19 protein-coding genes are annotated in these 19151 nt (G+C 68.1%); 13 read left to right on the plus strand and 6 right to left on the minus strand.

What is annotated here, in order from left to right:
• Window positions 1–217: 217 nt before the first annotated feature.
• The 8 genes from FJY73_05615 (at window position 218) to FJY73_05650 (ending at window position 7520) form a co-directional block, all read left to right on the plus strand.
• On the plus strand, window positions 218–1738 hold the full coding sequence (locus FJY73_05615) for an AMP-binding protein (protein ID MBM3320138.1): 1521 nt from the start codon (window positions 218–220) through the stop codon (window positions 1736–1738).
• A 3-nt stretch (window positions 1739–1741) separates the two neighbouring features.
• Window positions 1742–3412 (plus strand): hypothetical protein, encoded by a 1671-nt coding sequence (locus FJY73_05620; protein ID MBM3320139.1) that lies wholly within the window; start codon window positions 1742–1744, stop codon window positions 3410–3412.
• Between the two features lie 249 nt (window positions 3413–3661).
• The gene (locus FJY73_05625; GenBank protein MBM3320140.1) at window positions 3662–4192 is read left to right on the plus strand and encodes a type II secretion system protein; all 531 of its coding nucleotides are present in this window, start codon (window positions 3662–3664) and stop codon (window positions 4190–4192) included.
• Between the two features lie 218 nt (window positions 4193–4410).
• Complete coding sequence (gene larE, locus FJY73_05630) at window positions 4411–5178, plus strand: ATP-dependent sacrificial sulfur transferase LarE (GenBank protein ID MBM3320141.1); 768 nt, start codon at window positions 4411–4413, stop codon at window positions 5176–5178.
• The gene (locus FJY73_05635; GenBank protein ID MBM3320142.1) at window positions 5162–5503 is read left to right on the plus strand and encodes a 6-carboxytetrahydropterin synthase; all 342 of its coding nucleotides are present in this window, start codon (window positions 5162–5164) and stop codon (window positions 5501–5503) included. Before larE ends, FJY73_05635 begins: the two co-directional genes overlap by 17 nt.
• Before the next feature lie 28 nt (window positions 5504–5531).
• Window positions 5532–6101, plus strand: a complete 570-nt coding sequence (locus FJY73_05640; GenBank protein MBM3320143.1) for a hypothetical protein — start codon at window positions 5532–5534, stop codon at window positions 6099–6101.
• Window positions 6098–6685, plus strand: coding sequence for a GTP cyclohydrolase I FolE (gene folE / locus FJY73_05645; GenBank protein ID MBM3320144.1), 588 nt, complete (start codon window positions 6098–6100; stop codon window positions 6683–6685). The genes FJY73_05640 and folE overlap by 4 nt, the downstream gene beginning before the upstream one ends.
• Window positions 6686–6713: 28 nt before the next feature.
• Window positions 6714–7520, plus strand: a complete 807-nt coding sequence (locus tag FJY73_05650) for a DUF116 domain-containing protein (protein ID MBM3320145.1) — start codon at window positions 6714–6716, stop codon at window positions 7518–7520.
• Between the two features lie 37 nt (window positions 7521–7557).
• Here the strand turns inward: FJY73_05650 and FJY73_05655 are convergent, their stop codons facing one another.
• Window positions 7558–8865 carry a M20/M25/M40 family metallo-hydrolase gene (locus FJY73_05655; protein ID MBM3320146.1) on the minus strand — a complete coding sequence of 436 codons (1308 nt, stop codon included), beginning with the start codon at window positions 8863–8865 and terminating at the stop codon, window positions 7558–7560.
• Window positions 8866–8982: 117 nt separating this feature from the next.
• On the opposite strand from FJY73_05655, the gene FJY73_05660 reads away from it, so the two are divergent.
• Complete coding sequence (locus FJY73_05660) at window positions 8983–9399, plus strand: hypothetical protein (GenBank protein ID MBM3320147.1); 417 nt, start codon at window positions 8983–8985, stop codon at window positions 9397–9399.
• A gap of 6 nt (window positions 9400–9405) precedes the next feature.
• On the opposite strand, the gene FJY73_05665 is transcribed toward FJY73_05660, so the two are convergent.
• Entirely contained in the window at window positions 9406–10023 is a 618-nt protein-coding gene (locus FJY73_05665; protein MBM3320148.1) for a BMC domain-containing protein, read from the minus strand.
• 282 nt (window positions 10024–10305) lie between these two features.
• Between FJY73_05665 and mdh the strand changes: the two genes are divergently transcribed.
• Window positions 10306–11229: a malate dehydrogenase gene (gene mdh, locus FJY73_05670; protein ID MBM3320149.1), complete on the plus strand. Its 924-nt coding sequence runs from the start codon at window positions 10306–10308 to the stop codon at window positions 11227–11229.
• 132 nt (window positions 11230–11361) lie between these two features.
• On the opposite strand, the gene FJY73_05675 is transcribed toward mdh, so the two are convergent.
• The 3 genes from FJY73_05675 to FJY73_05685 form a co-directional block, all read right to left on the minus strand.
• On the minus strand, window positions 11362–12156 hold the full coding sequence (locus FJY73_05675; GenBank protein ID MBM3320150.1) for a hypothetical protein: 795 nt from the start codon (window positions 12154–12156) through the stop codon (window positions 11362–11364).
• A gap of 414 nt (window positions 12157–12570) precedes the next feature.
• Entirely contained in the window at window positions 12571–13599 is a 1029-nt protein-coding gene (locus tag FJY73_05680; GenBank protein MBM3320151.1) for a polyprenyl synthetase family protein, read from the minus strand.
• A complete protein-coding gene (locus FJY73_05685) occupies window positions 13596–14072 on the minus strand; it encodes a helix-turn-helix domain-containing protein (GenBank protein ID MBM3320152.1) in 477 nt (158 codons plus the stop codon). Before FJY73_05685 ends, FJY73_05680 begins: the two co-directional genes overlap by 4 nt.
• A gap of 258 nt (window positions 14073–14330) precedes the next feature.
• Between FJY73_05685 and FJY73_05690 the strand changes: the two genes are divergently transcribed.
• Complete coding sequence (locus tag FJY73_05690; GenBank protein ID MBM3320153.1) at window positions 14331–15410, plus strand: pentapeptide repeat-containing protein; 1080 nt, start codon at window positions 14331–14333, stop codon at window positions 15408–15410.
• A gap of 57 nt (window positions 15411–15467) precedes the next feature.
• Here the strand turns inward: FJY73_05690 and FJY73_05695 are convergent, their stop codons facing one another.
• Window positions 15468–16229 carry a glycerophosphodiester phosphodiesterase gene (locus FJY73_05695; GenBank protein ID MBM3320154.1) on the minus strand — a complete coding sequence of 254 codons (762 nt, stop codon included), beginning with the start codon at window positions 16227–16229 and terminating at the stop codon, window positions 15468–15470.
• A gap of 165 nt (window positions 16230–16394) precedes the next feature.
• Between FJY73_05695 and FJY73_05700 the strand changes: the two genes are divergently transcribed.
• Complete coding sequence (locus tag FJY73_05700; protein MBM3320155.1) at window positions 16395–17750, plus strand: 8-oxoguanine deaminase; 1356 nt, start codon at window positions 16395–16397, stop codon at window positions 17748–17750.
• Between the two features lie 60 nt (window positions 17751–17810).
• Complete coding sequence (locus FJY73_05705; GenBank protein ID MBM3320156.1) at window positions 17811–19145, plus strand: amidohydrolase family protein; 1335 nt, start codon at window positions 17811–17813, stop codon at window positions 19143–19145.
• Window positions 19146–19151: the final 6 nt, after the last annotated feature.

Below are 19151 nucleotides of genomic sequence, written 5' to 3' on the forward strand. Positions count from 1 at the left end.
TGCGGAGCTTCTCGTCCGCGCCCTTCTCAGTCGCCTCCCCGAGGAGCGGGAACACGACCGCCGCCGCCAGGACGAGAGCGCCGACGAGGAACATGCGTCTTCCTGTCTTCATCGCGATACCTCCCTCGGGCCTTCCGACCCCGCACGATACGACGAGAAAGGGCTCCTCGTCGATTAAGGATTCTTGAGGCGGGCGCCGCCATGGTACCCTGGGGCCGTGAAGAGGACAATCGATCGGTCTCTCGAGAAGACGGCGCGGCTTCGCCCGCGGGCCCCCTTCCTCTTCTTCGAGCGGAAGACGATTCGCTACCGGGAGTTCCTCGAGCGCGTTCTCCGAATCGCCGGGGGCTTCGCACGCGCCGGCATCCGCCCCGGGGATCGGGTCGCCCTCCTTCTCGGAAACGTCCCGGAGTTCGCGGAGGCGGTCTTCGCGCTCCTTCGCCTCGGGGCGGTCCTCGTTCCGATCAATCACTTCCTCGCCCCGCGGGAGATCGCCCGGCTCGTGCGACGGGCCGAACCGGTGCTGATCGTCGCGGGGGAGGAGATGCTCCCCCTCCTCGCGGAGACCCCCGAGCCCTCGAAGGGCGTGATCGTGGTCGGAGGGAGCGGGGGGGAGGGCCGCGAGCTGTTCGGGAATCTCGCCCGAGGAGAGGCGGTTTCGCCGGAGGCGGAGAGGCCCGCTCCGGAGTCGACCGCGCTCCTTCTCTTCACGTCGGGGACGGAAGGAGAGCCGCGGGGCGTTCTCCTCTCGCACCGGAACCTCGCGGCGAACGCGCGGCAATGCGAGGAGGCTCTCGGGCCGCGCTCGAGCGACCGCTTTCTCCTCTTTCTTCCCCTCTTCCACACGTTCACGCTGACGGTCTGTCTCTTCCTCCCCGCCCTTATCGGCGCGTCGATCGCGCTGGAGCGCTCCGCGCGGAACTTCCGCCCGCTGATGCGCAGGGCTCTTCTCTCGCGGCGCGTGTCGATCTTCGTCGGGGTTCCCGCCGTCTACAACGCCCTCGCGCGCGCGCGCATCCCCTTCCTCGTCCGCAAGCTCCACAAGATCCGCATGATGATCTCGGGGAGCGCCCCTCTTTCCCCGCGCACGATCGCGGCGGTGGAGGAGCGGTTCGGCGCGCCGCTCCTCGAGGGTTACGGCCTGACCGAGGCCGGCCCGGTCGTCTCCGTGAACCGTCTGGAAAGAAGGGTGCCGGGGACGGTCGGGCCGCCCCTCCCCGGGATCGAGGCGCGCGTGCTGGGGGAGAGGGGGGAGGAGCGGATGCCCGGCGAGGCGGGGGAGCTCCTCGTCAAGGGAGAGAACGTCGCCGACGCCTTTCTCGGAGGCAAGTCCCCCGTGGAGAACGGGTGGCTCCGCACGGGGGACCTCGCGAGCCTGGATCTCCAGGGCTTCCTCACGATCCACGACCGGAAGAAGGACGTGATCCTCGTCCGGGGGATCAACGTCTACCCGCGCGAGATCGAGGAGGCGATCGAGGAGCATCCGGCGGTTGCCGGAGCGGCGGTGGTCCGCGCCAAGAGCGAGAAGAAGGGGGAGGTGCCGCGCGCCTTCGTCGTCCCCGCCGAGGGGATCGCGCTCTCCCCCGCGATGATCCTCGAGCACCTCCGCGGGCAGCTCGCCCCGTACAAGATCCCGGCGTACGTGGAGATCGTGAGCGAGCTCCCTCGGAGCGGAACGGGCAAGGTGCTCCGCAGGGTTCTCGAGGGACGCCCGCTCCCCGAGGGGGGCGGCGGATAGAGGATGCGCGATCGCCGGGACACGCGGCCGCCCCGCGGCGGAGGAGCGAGGAACGCGCGCGCCGCATGCCTCTCGGCGCTCCTCATCGTCGCGGCGGCTCCCCTCGCGAGGGCGGAAGAGCCGCGCGTGGAGGCGATCCACATCCTTCGCAAGGATGTCTTCAACCCGTCGGTCCCGCGCTTCGATCGCTTCCCCTACTCCTGGGTGAACGCCCTCCACATCCGGACGCGCGAGAACGTGATTCGCCGCGCGCTCCTCTTCCGCCCGGGGGACCCCTTCGATCCGGATGTTCTCGAGGAGACCGAGCGAAGCTTGAGGCATCTATCGTTCATCGCCTATGCGTCCGTCGTTCCGGGCGAGCGGAGAGGGAACGAGCAGGATGTCGTGGTCGAAACGCACGACATGTGGTCCACCCAAGTTTCACTTGATCTCGGGGACGGCCCGGAGGAACGGGCGGAGGGAGAGTCCTTCCTCGAGGTGAAGCTGGAGGAACAGAACCTCTTCGGGTTCGGGAAGCGGGTCGAGCTTCTCTACCGGCGAACGGACGGGGAGAACGCGTTCGGATGGCTCGTGTTCGACCCGCAGCTCCTCGGCGGCCGATGGACCCTGCGCGCCTACGACCTCGCGAGAAGCCCGGGGCAAGAGGCAGGCATCGAGATCGATCGCCCGTTCTACTCGCTCGATTCCCGCTGGGGAATGGGCGCGGCGACCGTACATCGCTCGCGGGACGACCGTCTCTATCGCAGAGATCGGGAGATCGGAACGTTCTTCCACGAAGATCGCCGGGACTACGCCCACGCCGGAAGGATGATCGGGGATCGCCGCCGCAAGCTCCTTCTTCGCGCGCTGTTCCTGCGTCAGGCGACCGACTTCTCGGACCTTCGCCCGACGGAGGGGGAGACCCCCGACCCCTCCCTCCTTGAGGCCGGCGAGACATCCCGACATCTCGCGATCTCGGCGGCGTACGGCCGGTTCCGCTTCGCCGAGGACGAGGGGATCGACTTCTTCGACCGTGTGGAGGACATCGAGCGAGGAGCGTACGCGGCGCTCTCCGCGGGGCCGGTGTGGGGAGCGCCCGACCGCTGGCGATTCGGCGCGGAGACTCACTGGGGCACGGAGATCGGGTCGCGCCGATACGCGTCCCTCGAGGCCGCTTCCCTCGTCGAGCGTCGCGCGAGCCGTTGGGGGAAGACGACGCTCGGCGCCGGGGCCCTCTACCATCAGAAGTGGGCGGGGCGGATGTGCGTCGCCGCCCGCGCCCTCTGGGACGAGGAGTGGCGGTCGGAAGCGGGGCGCGAGCTCTTCGCGGACGGGCCGGCCGGCCTCCGGGGGCGCGGCGATCGGGGCGACGCGGGAACGCGCCGCGTGTTGTTCAACTTCGAGAACCGGGTGGACACCGGCCTCCGGTTTCTCACGGTCGCCTTCGGCGCCGCCCTCTTCTTCGACGCGGGGGGCGCGTGGGACGCGGACGAACCGGTCCGCTTCCGCGATCTGGGTTCTTCCGTCGGGGCGGGCCTCCGGCTCGGCCTGACGAAGTCGCAGGACGGGCGTACCTACCGAATCGACCTCGCCCGGAACCTGGAGGACGGCTCGTTCCGCGTCGATATCGGTCTCGGCCACCTCTTCCTCGTCGGGAGACCCTTCGCGGAGTTCACCCGTCCTTTCCGCCTCTAGGCTGTCCAGGTACACGAGCCAGGCACACGGGCCAGGAACTCGCTGGGCCCTCCTTGGACAAGAAAGCGGATCCTCAAGGAATCGCGCGGTCGTTTCGATAAGGGGTGGGGGGCGGAAGCGCCGCCCCGGGTCGAACACGGCTCGCGAGGAGCGCCCGTGCGGAGCGGCCGGCGCGCGCGGAGTTGACGCGCGGCGCGGAAGAGTCGCCGCTGCGTGGCGCGGGGCGCGGGTATCGAGGAGAGGATCGACATGGAGCCGAGGCAACCCCGAAAGAAGGGAATTTCTCCGGGCGAGCTGCTCATCGTTCTGGCGATCATCGCGATCACCGCGGTGGTCGTCTTGCTCAACTTCGCGAGCACGCACTCTCGCTCGAAGGAAGCGGCTCTCGAGGAGAACATCAGCCTGCTTCGCGAGGCTCTCGACCTCTACCGCGAGGATCACGGCTGGTATCCCTGCGATCCGGAAAGAGACTGGAACCGCGTGGGAGACGGCGAGACGTTCAAGCAACAACTCACACGGTACACGAACGCGCACGGCGAACCGTCCGCCGAGAGGAATCGCGACTTCCGCTTTGGTCCATACTTGAGGTCGTGGCCGCTCGAGCCGATTTCCGGGAGCGCCGAGGTCACGATCGACCGAACCCACCGGAGGATCTTCGACCGGATGGCGGATCACGTCTCGGTTGGGCGGGGGAGCGGGGGGTGGCATTACGAGCCGCGTTCGGGGAACATCTGCGCGAACCTGGGAAACGAGTACCCGGTGGAATACGCTCACTACTAACCCGGCGACACCGGCAAGCGCCTTGACACGACTTCCCGCCCTCGACTAACTTACTTTCGTGAATGAAGATCCCCCCGGTCCTTCCGGGTCGGGGGTTTTCTGCCTACCGCCGGGGCGGGGTGCGTCCGGGCGAGCCCCGAGCATGAAAGGCGTTTTCGGTGACGGAGGCATCAACCGCCGCGCGGCGGCTTCGCGATCTCGAGCGAACCGTTGCGGAAATGGAATCGGCGCTCATCGCCTTCTCGGGGGGTGCCGACAGCGCTCTTCTGGTCCGGGTCGCCCACGATGTTCTCGGCGAGGGAGCGGTCGCCCTCACCGCGGTTTCGCCGTCCCTTCCGCGCGATGAGCTCGAGGAGAGCCGGCGCTTCGCCCAGGCGGTCGGAATTCGCCATCTTCTCGTCCCCTCGCGCGAGATGGAGAACCCCGACTACGTCGGCAACCCGGTCGATCGCTGCTACCACTGCAAGAGCGAGCTCTTCCGTCTGTGCCGCGCCGAGGCAGACCGGCTCGGGCTCCGCTGGGTGGCGGAGGGGAGCCAACGGGACGACCTTGGGGATTTCCGCCCGGGGCGGCGCGCCGCGGAAGAGCAAGGCGTGCGATCCCCGCTGATCGAGGCCGGGCTCGGGAAGACGGACGTTCGCGAGATCTCGCGGCTTCTCGATCTCGCGACCTGGGACAAACCGGCGATGGCCTGCCTCGCCTCACGCTTCCCTGCGGGGACCCCGATCACCGAGGAGGGGCTCCGGCGGGTCGAGGTTTGCGAGCGCTTCCTTCGTGAGAACGGCTTTCGCGTGGTTCGGGTTCGCCTCGAGGGGGAGGGGGCGCGCGTGGAGCTCGATCCGAAGGAGATCGAGCGCCTCGCCTCGGGGGAGATGCGGGGGCGCTTCCTCGCCCTCTGCAAGGAGAACGGGTTCGCGCGCGTCGCGCTCGATCTCGAGGGATACCGGCCGGCCGGGAAGGAGGCGGCCCGTGCGGGTCTCGCGTGAGTTCCGCTTCGAAGCGGCCCACCGCCTGCGCGATCACGGCGGAGGATGCGAGGCGCTGCACGGCCACACTTGGACGCTCCGAGTCACCGTCCAAGCCCCGGTCCGCGAGGACGGGCTCGCCTTTGACTTCCTCCTTCTCGAAGAGGAGGTCCGGGCCCGCGTTCTCGCTCGGATGGATCATTCGTATCTCAATGATTTACTCCCATCCCCATCGGCGGAAAACGTGGCGAGGTGGGCCTGGAAAGCCCTCGCTCATCTCCCGCTCGCCGAGATTCGGGTGTGGGAAACGCCGGACTCATTCGTGGCGTATGATGGGCGAGAGTAAACCGAACAGTCCGAGCCGAGCGGAGGCGGTGCGCCGCGAGACGATCGAGGCGTATCGCGCCCAGTACGCGCGCGCGTACAGGCGGAGATGGGGAATCGACCCCCCGGGGCGCCGTGTCCGGAGGATCGCCTTCGTGCACGACGGGCCGGGCGACGTCGAGGCGACGCATCGGCGCTCCCTGCTCGAGGCGAGGGGGGCCGCTGTGGAGGAGTGGTGGCCCGGCGCGGGTTTCGCGCCGCCGATCGACGGGGAGTGGCAAGGGCTCTTTCTCTCGGCCGCGGAACCGACCGATCGGGAGGCCAGATCGCTTCTCGCGCGGCTCGCGCGGCGGGCCGCCGAGAAGGGCGCGATCGTGGCGGCCGGGCCCCCGGCCGTGGCGTACCTCGCGCGGGAAGGCCTGCTCCGCGGGCGGACGGTCGCCTGCCCGCCCTCCGCGGAGGAGGAGATCGCTCGGTTCGGAGCCGTCCCCTCCCGCGCCTCGCTCGCCGAAGACAGGGGCTTCCTCACCTGCTCCGGCTGGGAACGAATCGGGGACCTGATCGTCGCGCTGCTCGACGTCTTGCATCCTCCTCGGCGGGAAGAGAGGGCGGAATCATGAAGCGAACAAACGACACGGCCGCCGCGATCGAGCCGATCGATCTCGTGCGGAAGCTCCTTCTCGCGATCGGAGAAGACCCGGATCGGGAAGGCCTGCGAAAGACCCCCGAACGCGTGGTGCGCGCCTATCAGTTTCTCACCGAGGGGTACCGGCTGACGCCGGAGGCGGTCGTCCAGGACGCCGTCTTCCACGAATCGGTCAACGAGATGGTGATGATTCAGAACATCGATGTGTATAGTTTGTGCGAGCATCACCTTCTCCCGTTCTACGGGCACTGCCACGTCGCGTATATCCCGGACGGCAAAGTGATCGGCCTTTCGAAGGTTCCGCGCATCGTGGAGGTCTACTCGCGCAGGCTCCAGCTCCAGGAACGCCTGACGAACCAGATCGCCGACGCGATCGAGAGGATCCTCTCGCCGAAGGGGGTCGCGATCGTGATCGACGCGATCCACCTTTGCATGGCGATGCGCGGGGTGGAGAAACAGAACGCGTTCACGAAGACCAGCGCCCTACTCGGGGAGTTCCACGAGGACCCGCAAACCAGGGCGGAGTTCTTCTCCCTCCTGCGCGGGTCGAGGGGATGAACGGGAGCGGAGATCGAAAGGAGCTCGGATGGATACGGCGCTGAAGGAGCCGAAATCGGCGGCGGTGCGCCTCGGGGACGCCTGGCGCCAGTGGGACGGAGACCTCGCCGCCTACGAATGGAAGGTCGAAACCTCGCACCGTCCGTTTCTCCTTCTCTTCGCGCTCTTCTGCATCCTGGTCGTGGCGGCCGGATGGCTCCTCTGGTATCTCGTGGTGCCGCGGCTCGCCGAGCTCCATCCGCGCGCGCCCTACTGGACCGGCCTCGCCTTTCTCGTCGGGGGAGGCGGGATCGTTCTCGTCAGCCTGTCGGTCATCCTCAGCGTCCTCACGAACCGCCGGCTCTTGCTCACCCGCCTCGCGCTCGTTTTCCTCGTTCTCGCGGTCCGCCCGAGCGCTCGTATCGCCCAGCGATTCGGCTTCTCGCGCGACCGCGTGGAGAACTCCTTCCTCAAGATCCACAACACGGTCACTCGGCTGATCGATTCCGGCCAGGGATACGACCGCATCCTCGTTCTTCTCCCGCGCTGTCTCTCGAAAGAGGCCCGGAATCGCCTCGTCGCGCTCGCGGAGAAGCACTGCTGCCGTCTCTACACCGCGGCGGGAGGGTCCGAAGCCCTCGTCCAGATCCGCGCCCTTCGCCCGAGGGCAATCGTCGCGGTCGCGTGCGAGCGCGATCTTGTCTCGGGGATCCGAGACGCGGGGACCGGAATCCCGGTGATCGGAATCCCGAACATTCGGGAGAACGGCCCGTGCTGGAAGGCGAACGTCGATTTCGGCGAGTTCGAGAAGGCGATTCGCTACTTCGCGTGCGGAACATCGAAAGACAAAGAATAGAACGGCGCGGCGCGCAGAGAGGAATCGTCCGCGGCGGTCAGCGACCACCCTCCCGAGCCCCCGCCGGATGCCCCGCCGCCCCCTCCGGGGGTGTCTCCCGCCGCGCGAGGACCGCTTCGAGGACGAGCGTCTCGGCCCCCCTGCGAATGCGAATCCAGACCCGATCCCCCGGACGATGCGCGCGGAGCGCGGCCGCGTAGCCGGCGAGGTCGCGGACCGCGTGTCCTCCGACACCGGTCACGAGATCGCCGGGGAGCACGCCCGCCGACTCGGCGGGGGAGCCGGGCGCGACGGACGCCACGAGAACCCCGTCGCCGGCCGGCACGGAGAAGTCGGGTAGGGTTCCGAGAAAGGGCCTTTCGCGATCGGGAGGGGGCGCGCCCGAAGAGACGCCCTCCCCGTGAAAACCTCGGGCAAGGCGCGCGAAGAGGGGAGCGGCCTCGCGAGCGAACCGGGTCACGCGCGCGAGCCCTTCGTAGTCGATCTTCTCTTCCGTGTCGGTCGGCCGATGGTAGTCGGCATGAGGCCCGGTGAAGAGCATCATCGATGGGACGCGCGCCCCGGCGAAGGAGGCGAGGTCGCCCGCCTCGTAGCCGGACCGCATCTCGAGGGTCGGTGGGTCGGCGGGGAGGAGGGCCGCGAGCGAGTCGCGCGCCTCCTCGAGAAGCCCGGCGACCGCGACGAGAAGAGGGCCGCCGCCGAGGCGCCCCACCATGTCCACGTTCACCATCGCCGCGGCCTCGGAGAGGGGGACGGGCGGGCGGCACACGTACGCCCGCGAGCCGAGGAGCCCCGCTTCCTCTCCCGTAAACGCGGCGAACACGACCGGCCCCTCGTGCGGGTTCTCCCTCGCGAACGCCCGCGCGGTCTCGATGAGAAGCGCGACTCCCGACGCGTTGTCGTCGGCGCCCGGATGCATGACTCCATCTTTCATACCTAAATGATCATAATGCGCGCCGATGACGAGAACACGCCCCTCTCGATCCGGATCGACGGCGCCGATCACGTTCCCCATGCGCTTCGCGGGAACGAAGGGCTCGTCCCCGGCGGCGCATCCCTCGATCCTCCCCTCCGCACCGACCGCGAACGTATGGAGGAACGAACCGGGCGCGTCGCCCGCCCCGATCGCCGACAGCCCGATCTCCAGGAACCTTCCGGCGATGTACTCGGCCGCCGCACGCTCCCCCTCGCTCCCCGCTTCCCGCCCGGCGAGCGTGGGAGAGGAGAGGAAACGGACGTGCGCGGCGAGCCGCCCCTCGAGCGAGGAATCGGGAAGAGCGCCCGCGGCGAGCGCGCCGCGCGCCGCGAGGAAGAAGAGAACCGGAAAGAACACCGCTCGGTTCATGATGCTATGAAGATAGAAGAGAGGGCGCCGTCCGGGCAAGAGACGGTTGCGCGGAGGGGGCCGCTTGTCTAAGCTGAGGGAGTCGGCCCGCGACCCCGGCCGCAAGGAAGGGACGCGATGGACTCTCCTGATCCCCGCGAAAGAAACGACACTCCTCGCCGTTCGCGGAAGATCTCCGCCGACGCGGACGAGACGTTCGAGTTCCTCTCCGACGACCGGAACCTCCCCTCTTGGTGGGGTTCCGGCGCGGAACGGGAGGAGGAAGGCGCGGAGGGGCTTCACATGGATGCCGATCCGGGCGCGCGCGCCGTTCATCTTCGCTGGGGGTCGCCGGGGATGTGGCGGCACATGGTGGCGAGCGTGGCCCCGGACGGGCCCGGCTCTCGCGTCACGATCCAATTCGTTCCGGTCCCCGGATGCGACGGGGTCTGCCTCGACCGGGAGATTCTTCGGGCGGGCGGATCGCTCCGGAGGCTCGCGCGGCTTCTCGATCGCCGCGCCCACCTGGTGGACACCGACCACTATTGGCTCTAGGCAGGCTTACTTCTCGCGCCCCCTGATCGCCTCGACCGCCGTGATCGCCGCCTTCGCCGCGGCGTCGATCTCCGCTTCCTCTCCTCCCATCTGGAGGCGCCCGAACGCTCCGAAGGTCTGCACCTGCACGAGCGTCACGCGCGCCGCCTTCTCCGCCTCGTTCGCGGCAAGAGCGATGTAAGCGGCCGGCTCCGTCTCCATGATGAAGAGAGATTGTCCCGGGAGAAGCATCGAGCCGTACCGGGTTCGGTTCACCGCTTGGGCGTGCATCGGCTCGACCGCACGGATGATCTGGCTCGAGACGACCCTCGGACGGATCCGATCCGTTGCCTTGAGTCGTAAATAATTCAGGGCTGCTTCTCCGGCTTGGCGGACCTCTCCCTGCGCCTTGTGGTGCACCTCGAGGAGCCCGTACGCGCGCTCGACGACCTGGATGGCCGGTTGGACGGCGGTTGCCTTGAGACAGACGTCGGTGATCGTGTGAATCGGCATGCCGGGGGCGACCTCGATCCAGAGCGAGGCATCGTCCCGGACCGGCGGAAAGCCGCGCCCGGTGCACCCGGTGAACGCGGCGAGTTGTGGTTGCAGGCTGTCCAGAAACACGAAGGACCTGAGCTCGATCATCTCGCCCTCCTCGTCGGTCGTTCCTCTTCTATCGCATCGCCGCCCGCCGGTCAAGGACGAGACGCGGGAACCCACTGGGGTTGGCCCCAGGGGCGGCGCCCGACGATCGAAGAACGGCGCGGCGTTTCTTGACAGAACGCCCCGCCCGTGGGAGCATAGCCGAGCGAAGGGGCGGGCACGCTCGAGGAGCGCGAAGGCGTCTCCGGCGAGCCCTTTCCTCTCGTGTTCAGACGGGAGGAGTTCCGAGAAGCATCGCGCAATCCGCAAAGGTGGGGGTGCAAGATGAAGATCACCGTTGTCGGCGCCGGACACGTGGGCGCCACCGTCGCGCAGCAGATCGCCCAGCAGGAGTTGGCCCGGGAGGTCGTGCTCGTCGACATCTTGGAAGGAATCCCGCAGGGGAAAGGGCTCGATCTCTGGGAGACCGCGCCCGTGCTGGGCTCCGACACGAGGTTGCGCGGAACGAACGCCTACGAAGATACGGCCGGATCGGACATCTGCGTGATCACCGCCGGCGTGGCCCGAAAGCCCGGCATGAGCCGCGATGATCTCCTCGAGACGAACAAGAAGATCGTGAAGTCGGTCACCGAGTCGCTCGTGAAGCACTCGCCGAAGTCGATCCTTGTCGTCGTTTCGAACCCGCTCGACGTGATGTGCTACGTCGCCCTCAAGACGAGCGGCTTCCCGCACGCGCGCGTGTTCGGCATGGCCGGCATTCTCGATACCGCCCGCTACCGCGCCTTCCTCGCCGAAGACCTCGGCATCTCCGTGCGCGACATTCAAGCGATCGTGCTCGGCGGCCACGGGGACTCGATGGTTCCCCTTCCGCGCTACACGACGATCGCGGGGATCCCGCTCTCGGAGTGGATGTCCCCCGACCGGATCGAGAAGCACGTCGACCGCACGCGGAACGGCGGCGCGGAGATCGTCGGCTACTTGAAGACCGGATCCGCCTACTACGCGCCCGGAGCGGCGGTGGCCGAGATGGTCGAGGCGCTCGTGAAGAACAGCAAGCGGATCCTCCCCTGCTCGGCGTGGCTCAACGGCGAGTACGGGCTCCGCGAAGTCTACATCGGCGTCCCGGTCGTGCTCGGCGCGAAGGGGATCGAGAAGATCGTCGAGGTGGCGCTCACTCCCGAGGAGAAGGCCGCGCTGGAGACATCAGCGGGCCACGTGAAAGGGGTCATGGAGCGGATGGCGCTGTAGTCGGGTCGCCGCCCGGACCGCTTCCAGAGAAGAAACGCCCGGGCCGTCGATCGACCACCCGGGCTTTCGTTCGCCCGGCCGCGCGCCCTCGGGGAGGAGAGGACCGCCCGCGGGGCTCGAGGGACGCCCCGTCTACTCCTCGAAAAAGTTTCGTCCCTGAAACATCGGGAAATCGATTCCCGTCGTCGCCTGGTTGTTTCTCACGTCGATCGCGAGGAGTTGGACGCCGAGCCCCCACTTTCCGTAGAGGCCGAAAAGGCTCTTCTGTTCGTCATAGGCCCCGTCCGTGGTCACGTTCCGGAACGCGTAGAGGTAGTACTTCCCAGGAGCGAGGTTCTCGATCGAGTAGTCGCCGTCCGGATCGTCGACCCAGCCGAGGGCCATGATGTAGTCCTCGAAGGCCTGCCCCCAGCCGACCCACCGATACGCATCCACGAGGATCAGGACCGAACCGACCGGGTTGTAGGAGCCCGGCGTCTGGATGTGGCCGTGGATCGAACCGGTCGGGGGGACGGCGGTCGTGCTGAACGAGAGGAGGGCCGCCTCGTCGAGACCGGTCGAGTCGGCGCCGAGCGCCCACAGGACGAGCAGCTGGTACGCCGTGTTCGGGTCCAGGGCGATGTTCCGGCTGAACGTCCGCATGTCCTCGCTCCGAAGAAGCCACTGCTGGTACCCGCCGCTGCCGCCGAGACCCCTGAGGCCGGGAACCAGAATTGCCCCCACCTCGAGAACCGGACGGTCGAACGTGATCGACACGGTGACCGTATCACCGAGAGCATGCGACCCGTGCTCCGGCGAGAGCGCGAGGATCTTCACCGTCTCCTCTGTGTCGCCCGGGCCGGACGGGTTGTCGCTTCCCCCACCGCACCCGAGGACGAGGAGCGGGACGAGAACGCCGACCCAGAGGAGAACCTTCCGCGCGTTCATGGCATGACCTCCTGGACGTTTGATCCTACCTCTCGGAGATTCCGAGCCTCCCACCGATAGACGCCGGAACCTCCCCGAGGGTTCATCCGTTTCGACACGAACTGCATACGATCCATCGTTCTTCTCTATTCTCCGCTCCGCGAGCGGCAGGCGGGAGTCCTCTTGCCGGGGAGCGGGGCAAGGGGGTGAACCGGCGAGTTCCCGAGCGCGCCGGGCCCTTGTTTGCTCGGCGAGCCAGGGTCGTGCAGGCGTTTTCTCGGCCGGAGAGCGGGGCAAGAGAGTGAACCGGCGAGTTCCCGAGCGCGCCGGGTTCTTTCGAGCCAGCTGCCTTCCGCGCGCACCGCGCGCGAGGGGTGTCTGAGCCGGCACCCCCTTGCCCGATCCCCGGCGGTCGCTCAGGGAGCATCCTCCTGGCTAATGCATGCGGCGCACGGTGAAGCGGCAAAGCTCCGCCAGCGCCTCCCGGTGCGCGGATTCGGGGAAGCGATGAAGCCGCTCGAGGCCCTCTCGAACATGGTCCTCCGCGATCCGAATCGAATCCTCGACCGCCCCGTTCCTCGCCACGGTGGCCGCGATCCACGCGACTCGGTCTTTGTCGTCGGCAGCTCCGTGAAGGAGCTCGCGCACTTCCCCCGCGAGAGCCTCGTCTTTCTCCATCGCGAGGATGAGCGGGAGGGTCACCTTCCCCTCCGCGAGGTCGCTCGTCTCCCCCTTGCCCGTGTCCCGCGACACCCCGACATAGTCGAGCACGTCGTCGGCGATCTGGAAGGCGATGCCGAAGTGGTGTCCGAAGCGGGCGAGGTCTTCCGCCCTCTCGCCGGGGAGCCCGCCGATCATCGCCGCGGCCCGCCCGCACCAGGAGAAGAGCGAGGCGGTCTTACAGCGGATGATCTCGTCGTAGGCCTCGCGCGCGAGGAGCGGATCCCCGGCGTGGGCGAGCTGGAGCAGCTCCCCCTGCACGAGATCCTCCACGGTGCGCGCCAGATGCCGCGCGATCTGAAAGTGCCCGCGGTCCATCATGATCGTGAAGGCGCGCGCGAAGATGAAGTCGCCGACGAGGACCGGCGCCTCGTTCCCCCAGATCCGGTTCGCGGTCGGACGCCCGCGCCTCACCGTCCCCTCGTCGATCACGTCGTCGTGGAGAAGCGTGGCCGAGTGGATCATCTCGCTCACGGAGGCGAGAACGATATGCTCCTCTCCGCCGTAGCCCGCCAGACGGGCCGCGAGGCAGTGAACGATCGGGCGGATCCGCTTCCCGCCCGCCCCGACGAGGTGGCGCACGACCGTCGGAACAAGATCGAATGAAGCATCGACGCTCGAGGTGAGAAGCTTCTCGACCTTCGCGTAGTCCTCATTCACCACGCCGAGCGGCCCGCGCGCGAAGAGATCGTCGAAGGTTCTCGCGGGGGAGAGCCCGCCCTCCGAGTGGATCGGCGCGCTCATCGCGGCTCCTCCTTTCCGCCGAGGAGAACATCCCACGCGGGAGCGCCCGCCCCCTCTCTCCCCAACAGACCGAGAAAGAGCGTGCGGCCGGTTTCCGCGATCCCGAGGAGATCCCGGGTCCGCCGGGAGAGCGTCGGATCGGACGCGCCTCCGCCGCCGTCCTCGATCCCTCGGAGAACCGCGCGAAGAGCGTCGATCGCCTCGTTGATCGCGGGGAGCTCGCGCTCGTTCAGCACGCGGAGGACCATCTTCGGCACGTTCTCTTCCGCCTCGAAGAAGTCCTTCCGTTCGCCCGGCTTCCACGACTTACGAACGACCCCCCATCGGAGCAGCTCCTGGAGCGCCATGCTCGCGGAGCCCCGGCTGATCGAGAGCTGTTCGGCGATCTCCGCGGCCGAGAGGGCGTTGTCTTGCAGGTAGAGGAGCGTCCAGATCCTCCCGAGGTTCTTGCGGAACCCCCAGAGCTCCATCATCCGCCCGATGATCTGGCAGATCTCGAAGCGCGCCCCCGCCTCCGAGGAAGGGGAAGAACCTCTTTCGGGACGCACGCCCACGCTCCTTTTCAGAAGTTTCAATACTTTCTGAAAGACTATTCGGATCGGCGCGTCGTGTCAAGGCGAAGCGCAGGTGATGACGTAAGGCCGGAGAGACCGCGCGCGGGGGTGCGCGAAAGAGAGAAGGTGAACTCCGCGGACGCACGGGCTACCATGCGGGAAGAGGGGAAGAGGCGCGTGACCACCTGCCGCTACGAGGACACGAGGAACCGGTTTCGCTGCCCGGAGAGCGTTTCGGGAGCCTCGCCCTGGTGCTTCTGGCACAACCCGGAACAGCCGAAGAGCCGAGACGCGGTGGAGGCGGCTGTTTCCGAGAAGCGGAACCTGACGGGCGCGTGGATCGAGGGGATCGATCTTTCCGGCGTCGACCTCACGAACGTCTGTCTGTACGGATCGGTTCTCCGCTTCGCGAAGCTGGACGGCGCCAGGCTGGGGCGCGCCGATCTTCGTTACGCGGATCTCACGCGCGCCTCGCTCACGGAGGCGGATCTCTCCGACGCGCGTCTCGAGGGAGCTCTTCTCCCAAAAGCCGTTCTTCGGAAGGCGATGCTCCGCTACGCGAACGCAGCCGGTGCGAACCTCCGCGAGGCGGACCTCACCGAGGCGGACGCGCTCTCCGCGCATCTCGCCGGAGCCGACTTCTCCGGCTGCGCGCTCGCTCTCGCCTCGCTCGGCCTCGCGAACCTCGCGAAGGCGAGTTTTCGAGGAGGCGTTCTCGACCGCGCCGATCTCGCCGGCGCGAACCTCGCGGGGGCGGATCTTCGCGGCGCGAGCCTCCGCGGGGTCCGCGTCGACCGCGCGACGCGCTTCGACGCGGCGCGCTACGACCGGAGAACCGTCTTCTCCGGCATCGACACCTCCGCGATCGATCCGGGGCAGCATCCCGTTCTGCTCCGGGACATCCGCGACGCCCAGTTCCTCGCGGAGTACGCGAAGGAGCATCCGGGGATCTTCCGTCTATGGAAGGAGACATCGGACTGCGGGCGCTCGCTCCGCCGTTGGTCGCTCCTCTACCTCGCCGCGGGGGCGCTCTTCGGAACCGCGCGAGCGTTTCTTCCCGGCGCGATCGACGGACGATCCTCGATCGCGGGCGCCTTTCTCGATTCGCTCATACGCATCCTCTCGCTCGGCGGCTCGGGAGGCAGCGCGCTCACGAACACCGGGCGCGCGCTCCTCCTCGCCGAGAGCGCCGCCTCGTATCTCCTCTTCGCCGGTTTTCTTGCGATCCTCTTCCACAAGATCGCGAGAAGGGGATAGGACGCCGCGGGCGAGCTTCGCAGCCGATCGCAGCGAAAGGCGATTGTGAGACCGGGCCTACGCGTGCAGGAGCATTTCCGGGTGGTTCGAGGCGATGCCGTGGACGCCCATCGCCTTCAGCTTGCGGATGACGTCGATGTCGTCGACCGTGTACGCGTACACGGGGACGCCCCGCTCCTCGAGGAAGCGGACGAGGCCGGGCGTGACGAGCTTGTAGTAGAGCATCACGGCGTCGGCCCTCGCCTTTTCGATCTGCCGGAGCACGAGGAAGCGGATCGTCCGGCGGAGAACGAAGAGGGCCGCCCAGCGGAGCGGCGCGATCCGCTCGAGCGCGGAAAGATGAAAAAAGTCCTTCGGGAGGGAGATGCCGGTGTGGATCTTCGGCTCGAGCTCCTTGATCTTGCGGAGGCTCTTCGCGTGATGCGAGCTGATGAGGACGTCTCTCTCGACCCCCTTGCCGACGAGCATCTCGACGAGCCGTTCTTCTCCGCCTCGTGATTTCAGATCGATGTTCATGAGGGCGGAGCCCTTGACCACATCGATCACCTGCTGGAGAAGCGGGATCGTCTCTCCCTGCCCCACGCGGTGTTGGAGGAGATCGTTCCACCGTTTCCGGGCGATGCGCGACTGGAGATCGAAGAAGCGCCCGACCCGACTCGAGTGCCAGAGGACGAACTGATCGTCGAGCGTCTTCCGGATATCGAACTCGACCACGTCGACCCCCATCTCGACCGCCTTTCGGATCGACGCGATCGAGTTCTCCCAGAAGTGGGAGGGGGCCCCGCGGTGGCCGATTCGGAGAACTTGTTTCTTCTTCATCGTCCTCGATGCGGGCGGACGCCGCTTGCGCCGACCCGTGAAATCCTCAACCTGCTCCCGTCCGGGCAAATCAACGGGAAATCTACTCGAAGAGGACCGCCTTGTCAACTGCTTTCCTTGCAAAGACTACCGCCTCCATGCTAGCCTCCGCCAGGGAGAAGCGGCATGAGCGTCCTCATTCGAAACGCGGAAACGGTCGCCCTGCTCGACCCGGGACGGCGCGAGATCCGAGGAGGCTGGGTCCTCTTCGACGAGGGGGTGATCCGCGCCGTCGGCGAGCCGGGGAACGAGCCGGCGGGCGCGGGCGAGATCGTGGGCGCGCGCGGCGCGGTCGTCCTCCCCGGCCTCGTCAACACGCATCATCATTTCTTCCAGACGCTCACGCGCGCGTTCCCCGGCGCGGCCGATTCCTCTCTCTTCCCGTGGCTTCGAGCCCTCTATCCCGCCTGGGCGGGGTTGACGCGGGAGGCGGTCCGCACGGCTTCCCTCACCGCGATGGCGGAGCTCCTTCTCTCCGGCTGCACGACGACCTCGGATCACCATTATCTCTTCACTCGCGCATGCTCCGATCCGACCGACGCGACGATCGAGTCGGCGCTCGCGATCGGCATTCGCCTTCACGCGACGCGCGGAAGCATGAGCCTCTCGGAGAAGGACGGCGGCCTTCCGCCCGACTCGGTCGTCCAAGACGAGGAGACGATCCTTCGTGATTCGGTCCGCCTCATCGAGCGGTACCACGACCCTTCGCCGGGCGCGCGCGTCCGGATCGCCCTCGCCCCCTGTTCCCCCTTCTCGGTCACCGAGGACCTCATGCGGGAGACGGCGCGGATCGCCTCGTCGTACGGCGTCCGCCTCCACACGCACCTCGCGGAGACGAAGGACGAAGAGGAGTACTGCCTCGCGCGCTACGGAGTTCGGCCTCTCGACTTCCTCGAGCGCGCGGGGTGGCTCGCCGACCGGACGTGGATCGCGCACGGGATTCACTTTGAACCTCAAGAAATCGATCGGATCGGGCGCGCGCGGATGGGGGTCGCGCACTGCCCCTCCTCGAACATGAGGCTTGGATCGGGCGCCGCGCCGGTTCTCGATCTTCTCGCCGCAGGCGCGAAGGTAGGCCTCGGCGTGGACGGGTCCGCGTCGAACGACGCATCCTCGATCGCTGCGGAAGCGCGCCAGGCGCTCTTCGCCGGACGGCTCCGATACGGCGCCGAACGGGTGGCGGCGGACGAGGTCCTTCGATGGGCGACGCGCGGCGGCGCCGAGATCCTCGGGCGGGACGACATCGGCCGAATCGCCCCCGGTTTTCGCGCGGACCTCGCCCTCTTCCGCCTGGACGACATCGCGTTCTGGGGCGCCGGCGATCCGATCGCGGCCCTCCTCCTCTCGGGACCGGCGCGGGTCGATACGCTCTTCGTGGAGGGACGCGCGATCGTGCGGGAGGGACGTCTCCTCACGATCGACCTCGACCAGCACCGCGAGCGGCACCATCTTGCCGCGCGCGCGCTCGCGGCCGGATCGTGACGGCTCCCGGCCTCCTCTGATACGATGGCGCGACGAAGACGATCGATCGGAGGATTCGACATGCGTCCCCTCGTTCTTGGCGGCGGCACGGTCGCGACCCTCGACGCGTCGAACCGCGTGTTCGCTCCCGGCGCGGTGCGCGTCGAAGGGGACCGCATCACCCACGCCGGGTTCGATGCCGACGTCCCGACCGAGGGGGCCGACCGGATCGACGCGCGGGGGATGATCGTTCTTCCCGGGCTCTTCAACGCGCACACGCATCTCTACAGCTCGCTCGCGCGCGGGCTCGCCCCGCGCGGCGATCCGCCTGCTTCTTTCCGCGCGATCCTCGAAACGCTCTGGTGGAGATGGGATCGCCTGCTCGATGAAGACGCGATCCTTTGGAACGCGAAGGCGGGACTTCTCGAATCGATCCGGCGCGGGGTGACCGCGGTGAACGATCATCACGCGAGCCCGAACGCGGCGCGCGGCTCCCTCGACAGGATCGCGGAGGCGGCGCTCGCGATCGGAGTGCGTGTTTGTCTTTGCTACGAGGTCTCCGACCGGGACGGGCCCGCGCTTCGCGATCGGGGGATCGAGGAGAACGAGCGCTTCGCGCGGCGCGCGGCGTCCGAGCCGAACCCGCTTCTCGCGGCGACGATCGGCGCGCACGCGTCGTTTACGCTCTCCGACGAGACGCTCGAGCGGATCGCATCTCTCTCTGCCGCCTCGGGGAGGCCGGTTCATCTTCACGTCGACGAGGGTCCCGAGGACGGCGAGGACGCGCGCGCGAGGGGAGAGCGATCGGCCGCGGCGCGCCTCGCGCGCGCGGGAATCCTCCGCGAGGGGACGATCGCCGTTCACGCGGTACACGCGGACGAGGAGGACGCCGCGCTCCTCGCCCTGGCGGGGGCTTTCGTCGTGCACAACCCGCGCTCGAACGGAGCGAACGCGGTGGGGCGCGCGCCGATCGAGATGTTCCTCCGGGCCGGCGCGGCGCTCGCGCTCGGGACCGACGGCATGAGCGGCGATCTCGGAGCGGATGCCGCCGCGCTCGGTGCGGTTCACCGTTCGGCGGCGAGGGATCGCTCGATCCCGTTCGATCTTCCGTTCCAGCTCGCATGGAGAGGGAACGCGCGCCTCGCGAGCGCTCTCTTCGGAAAGCGGATGGGCGTGCTCGCCCCCGGTTGCGCGGGAGACATCGCCGCGTTCCGCTACGATCCGCCCTCGCCGATCCGCGCAGAGAACCTCGCGGCGCACTGGCAGCTCGGGATCGCCTCGCTCCCGGCCGCGCACCTGGTCGTGGCCGGAGAGCCGGTCCTCGTCGACGGGCGCATCCTCCGGATCGACGAAGAGGAGACGATGGAGGGGGCGCGCGCGGCGGCGGCGCGGCTCCATCAAGCCTTTTATAGGTGAACGAAA

Source organism: Candidatus Eisenbacteria bacterium, assembly GCA_016867715.1.
GTDB lineage: Bacteria > Orphanbacterota > Orphanbacteria > Orphanbacterales > Orphanbacteraceae > VGIW01.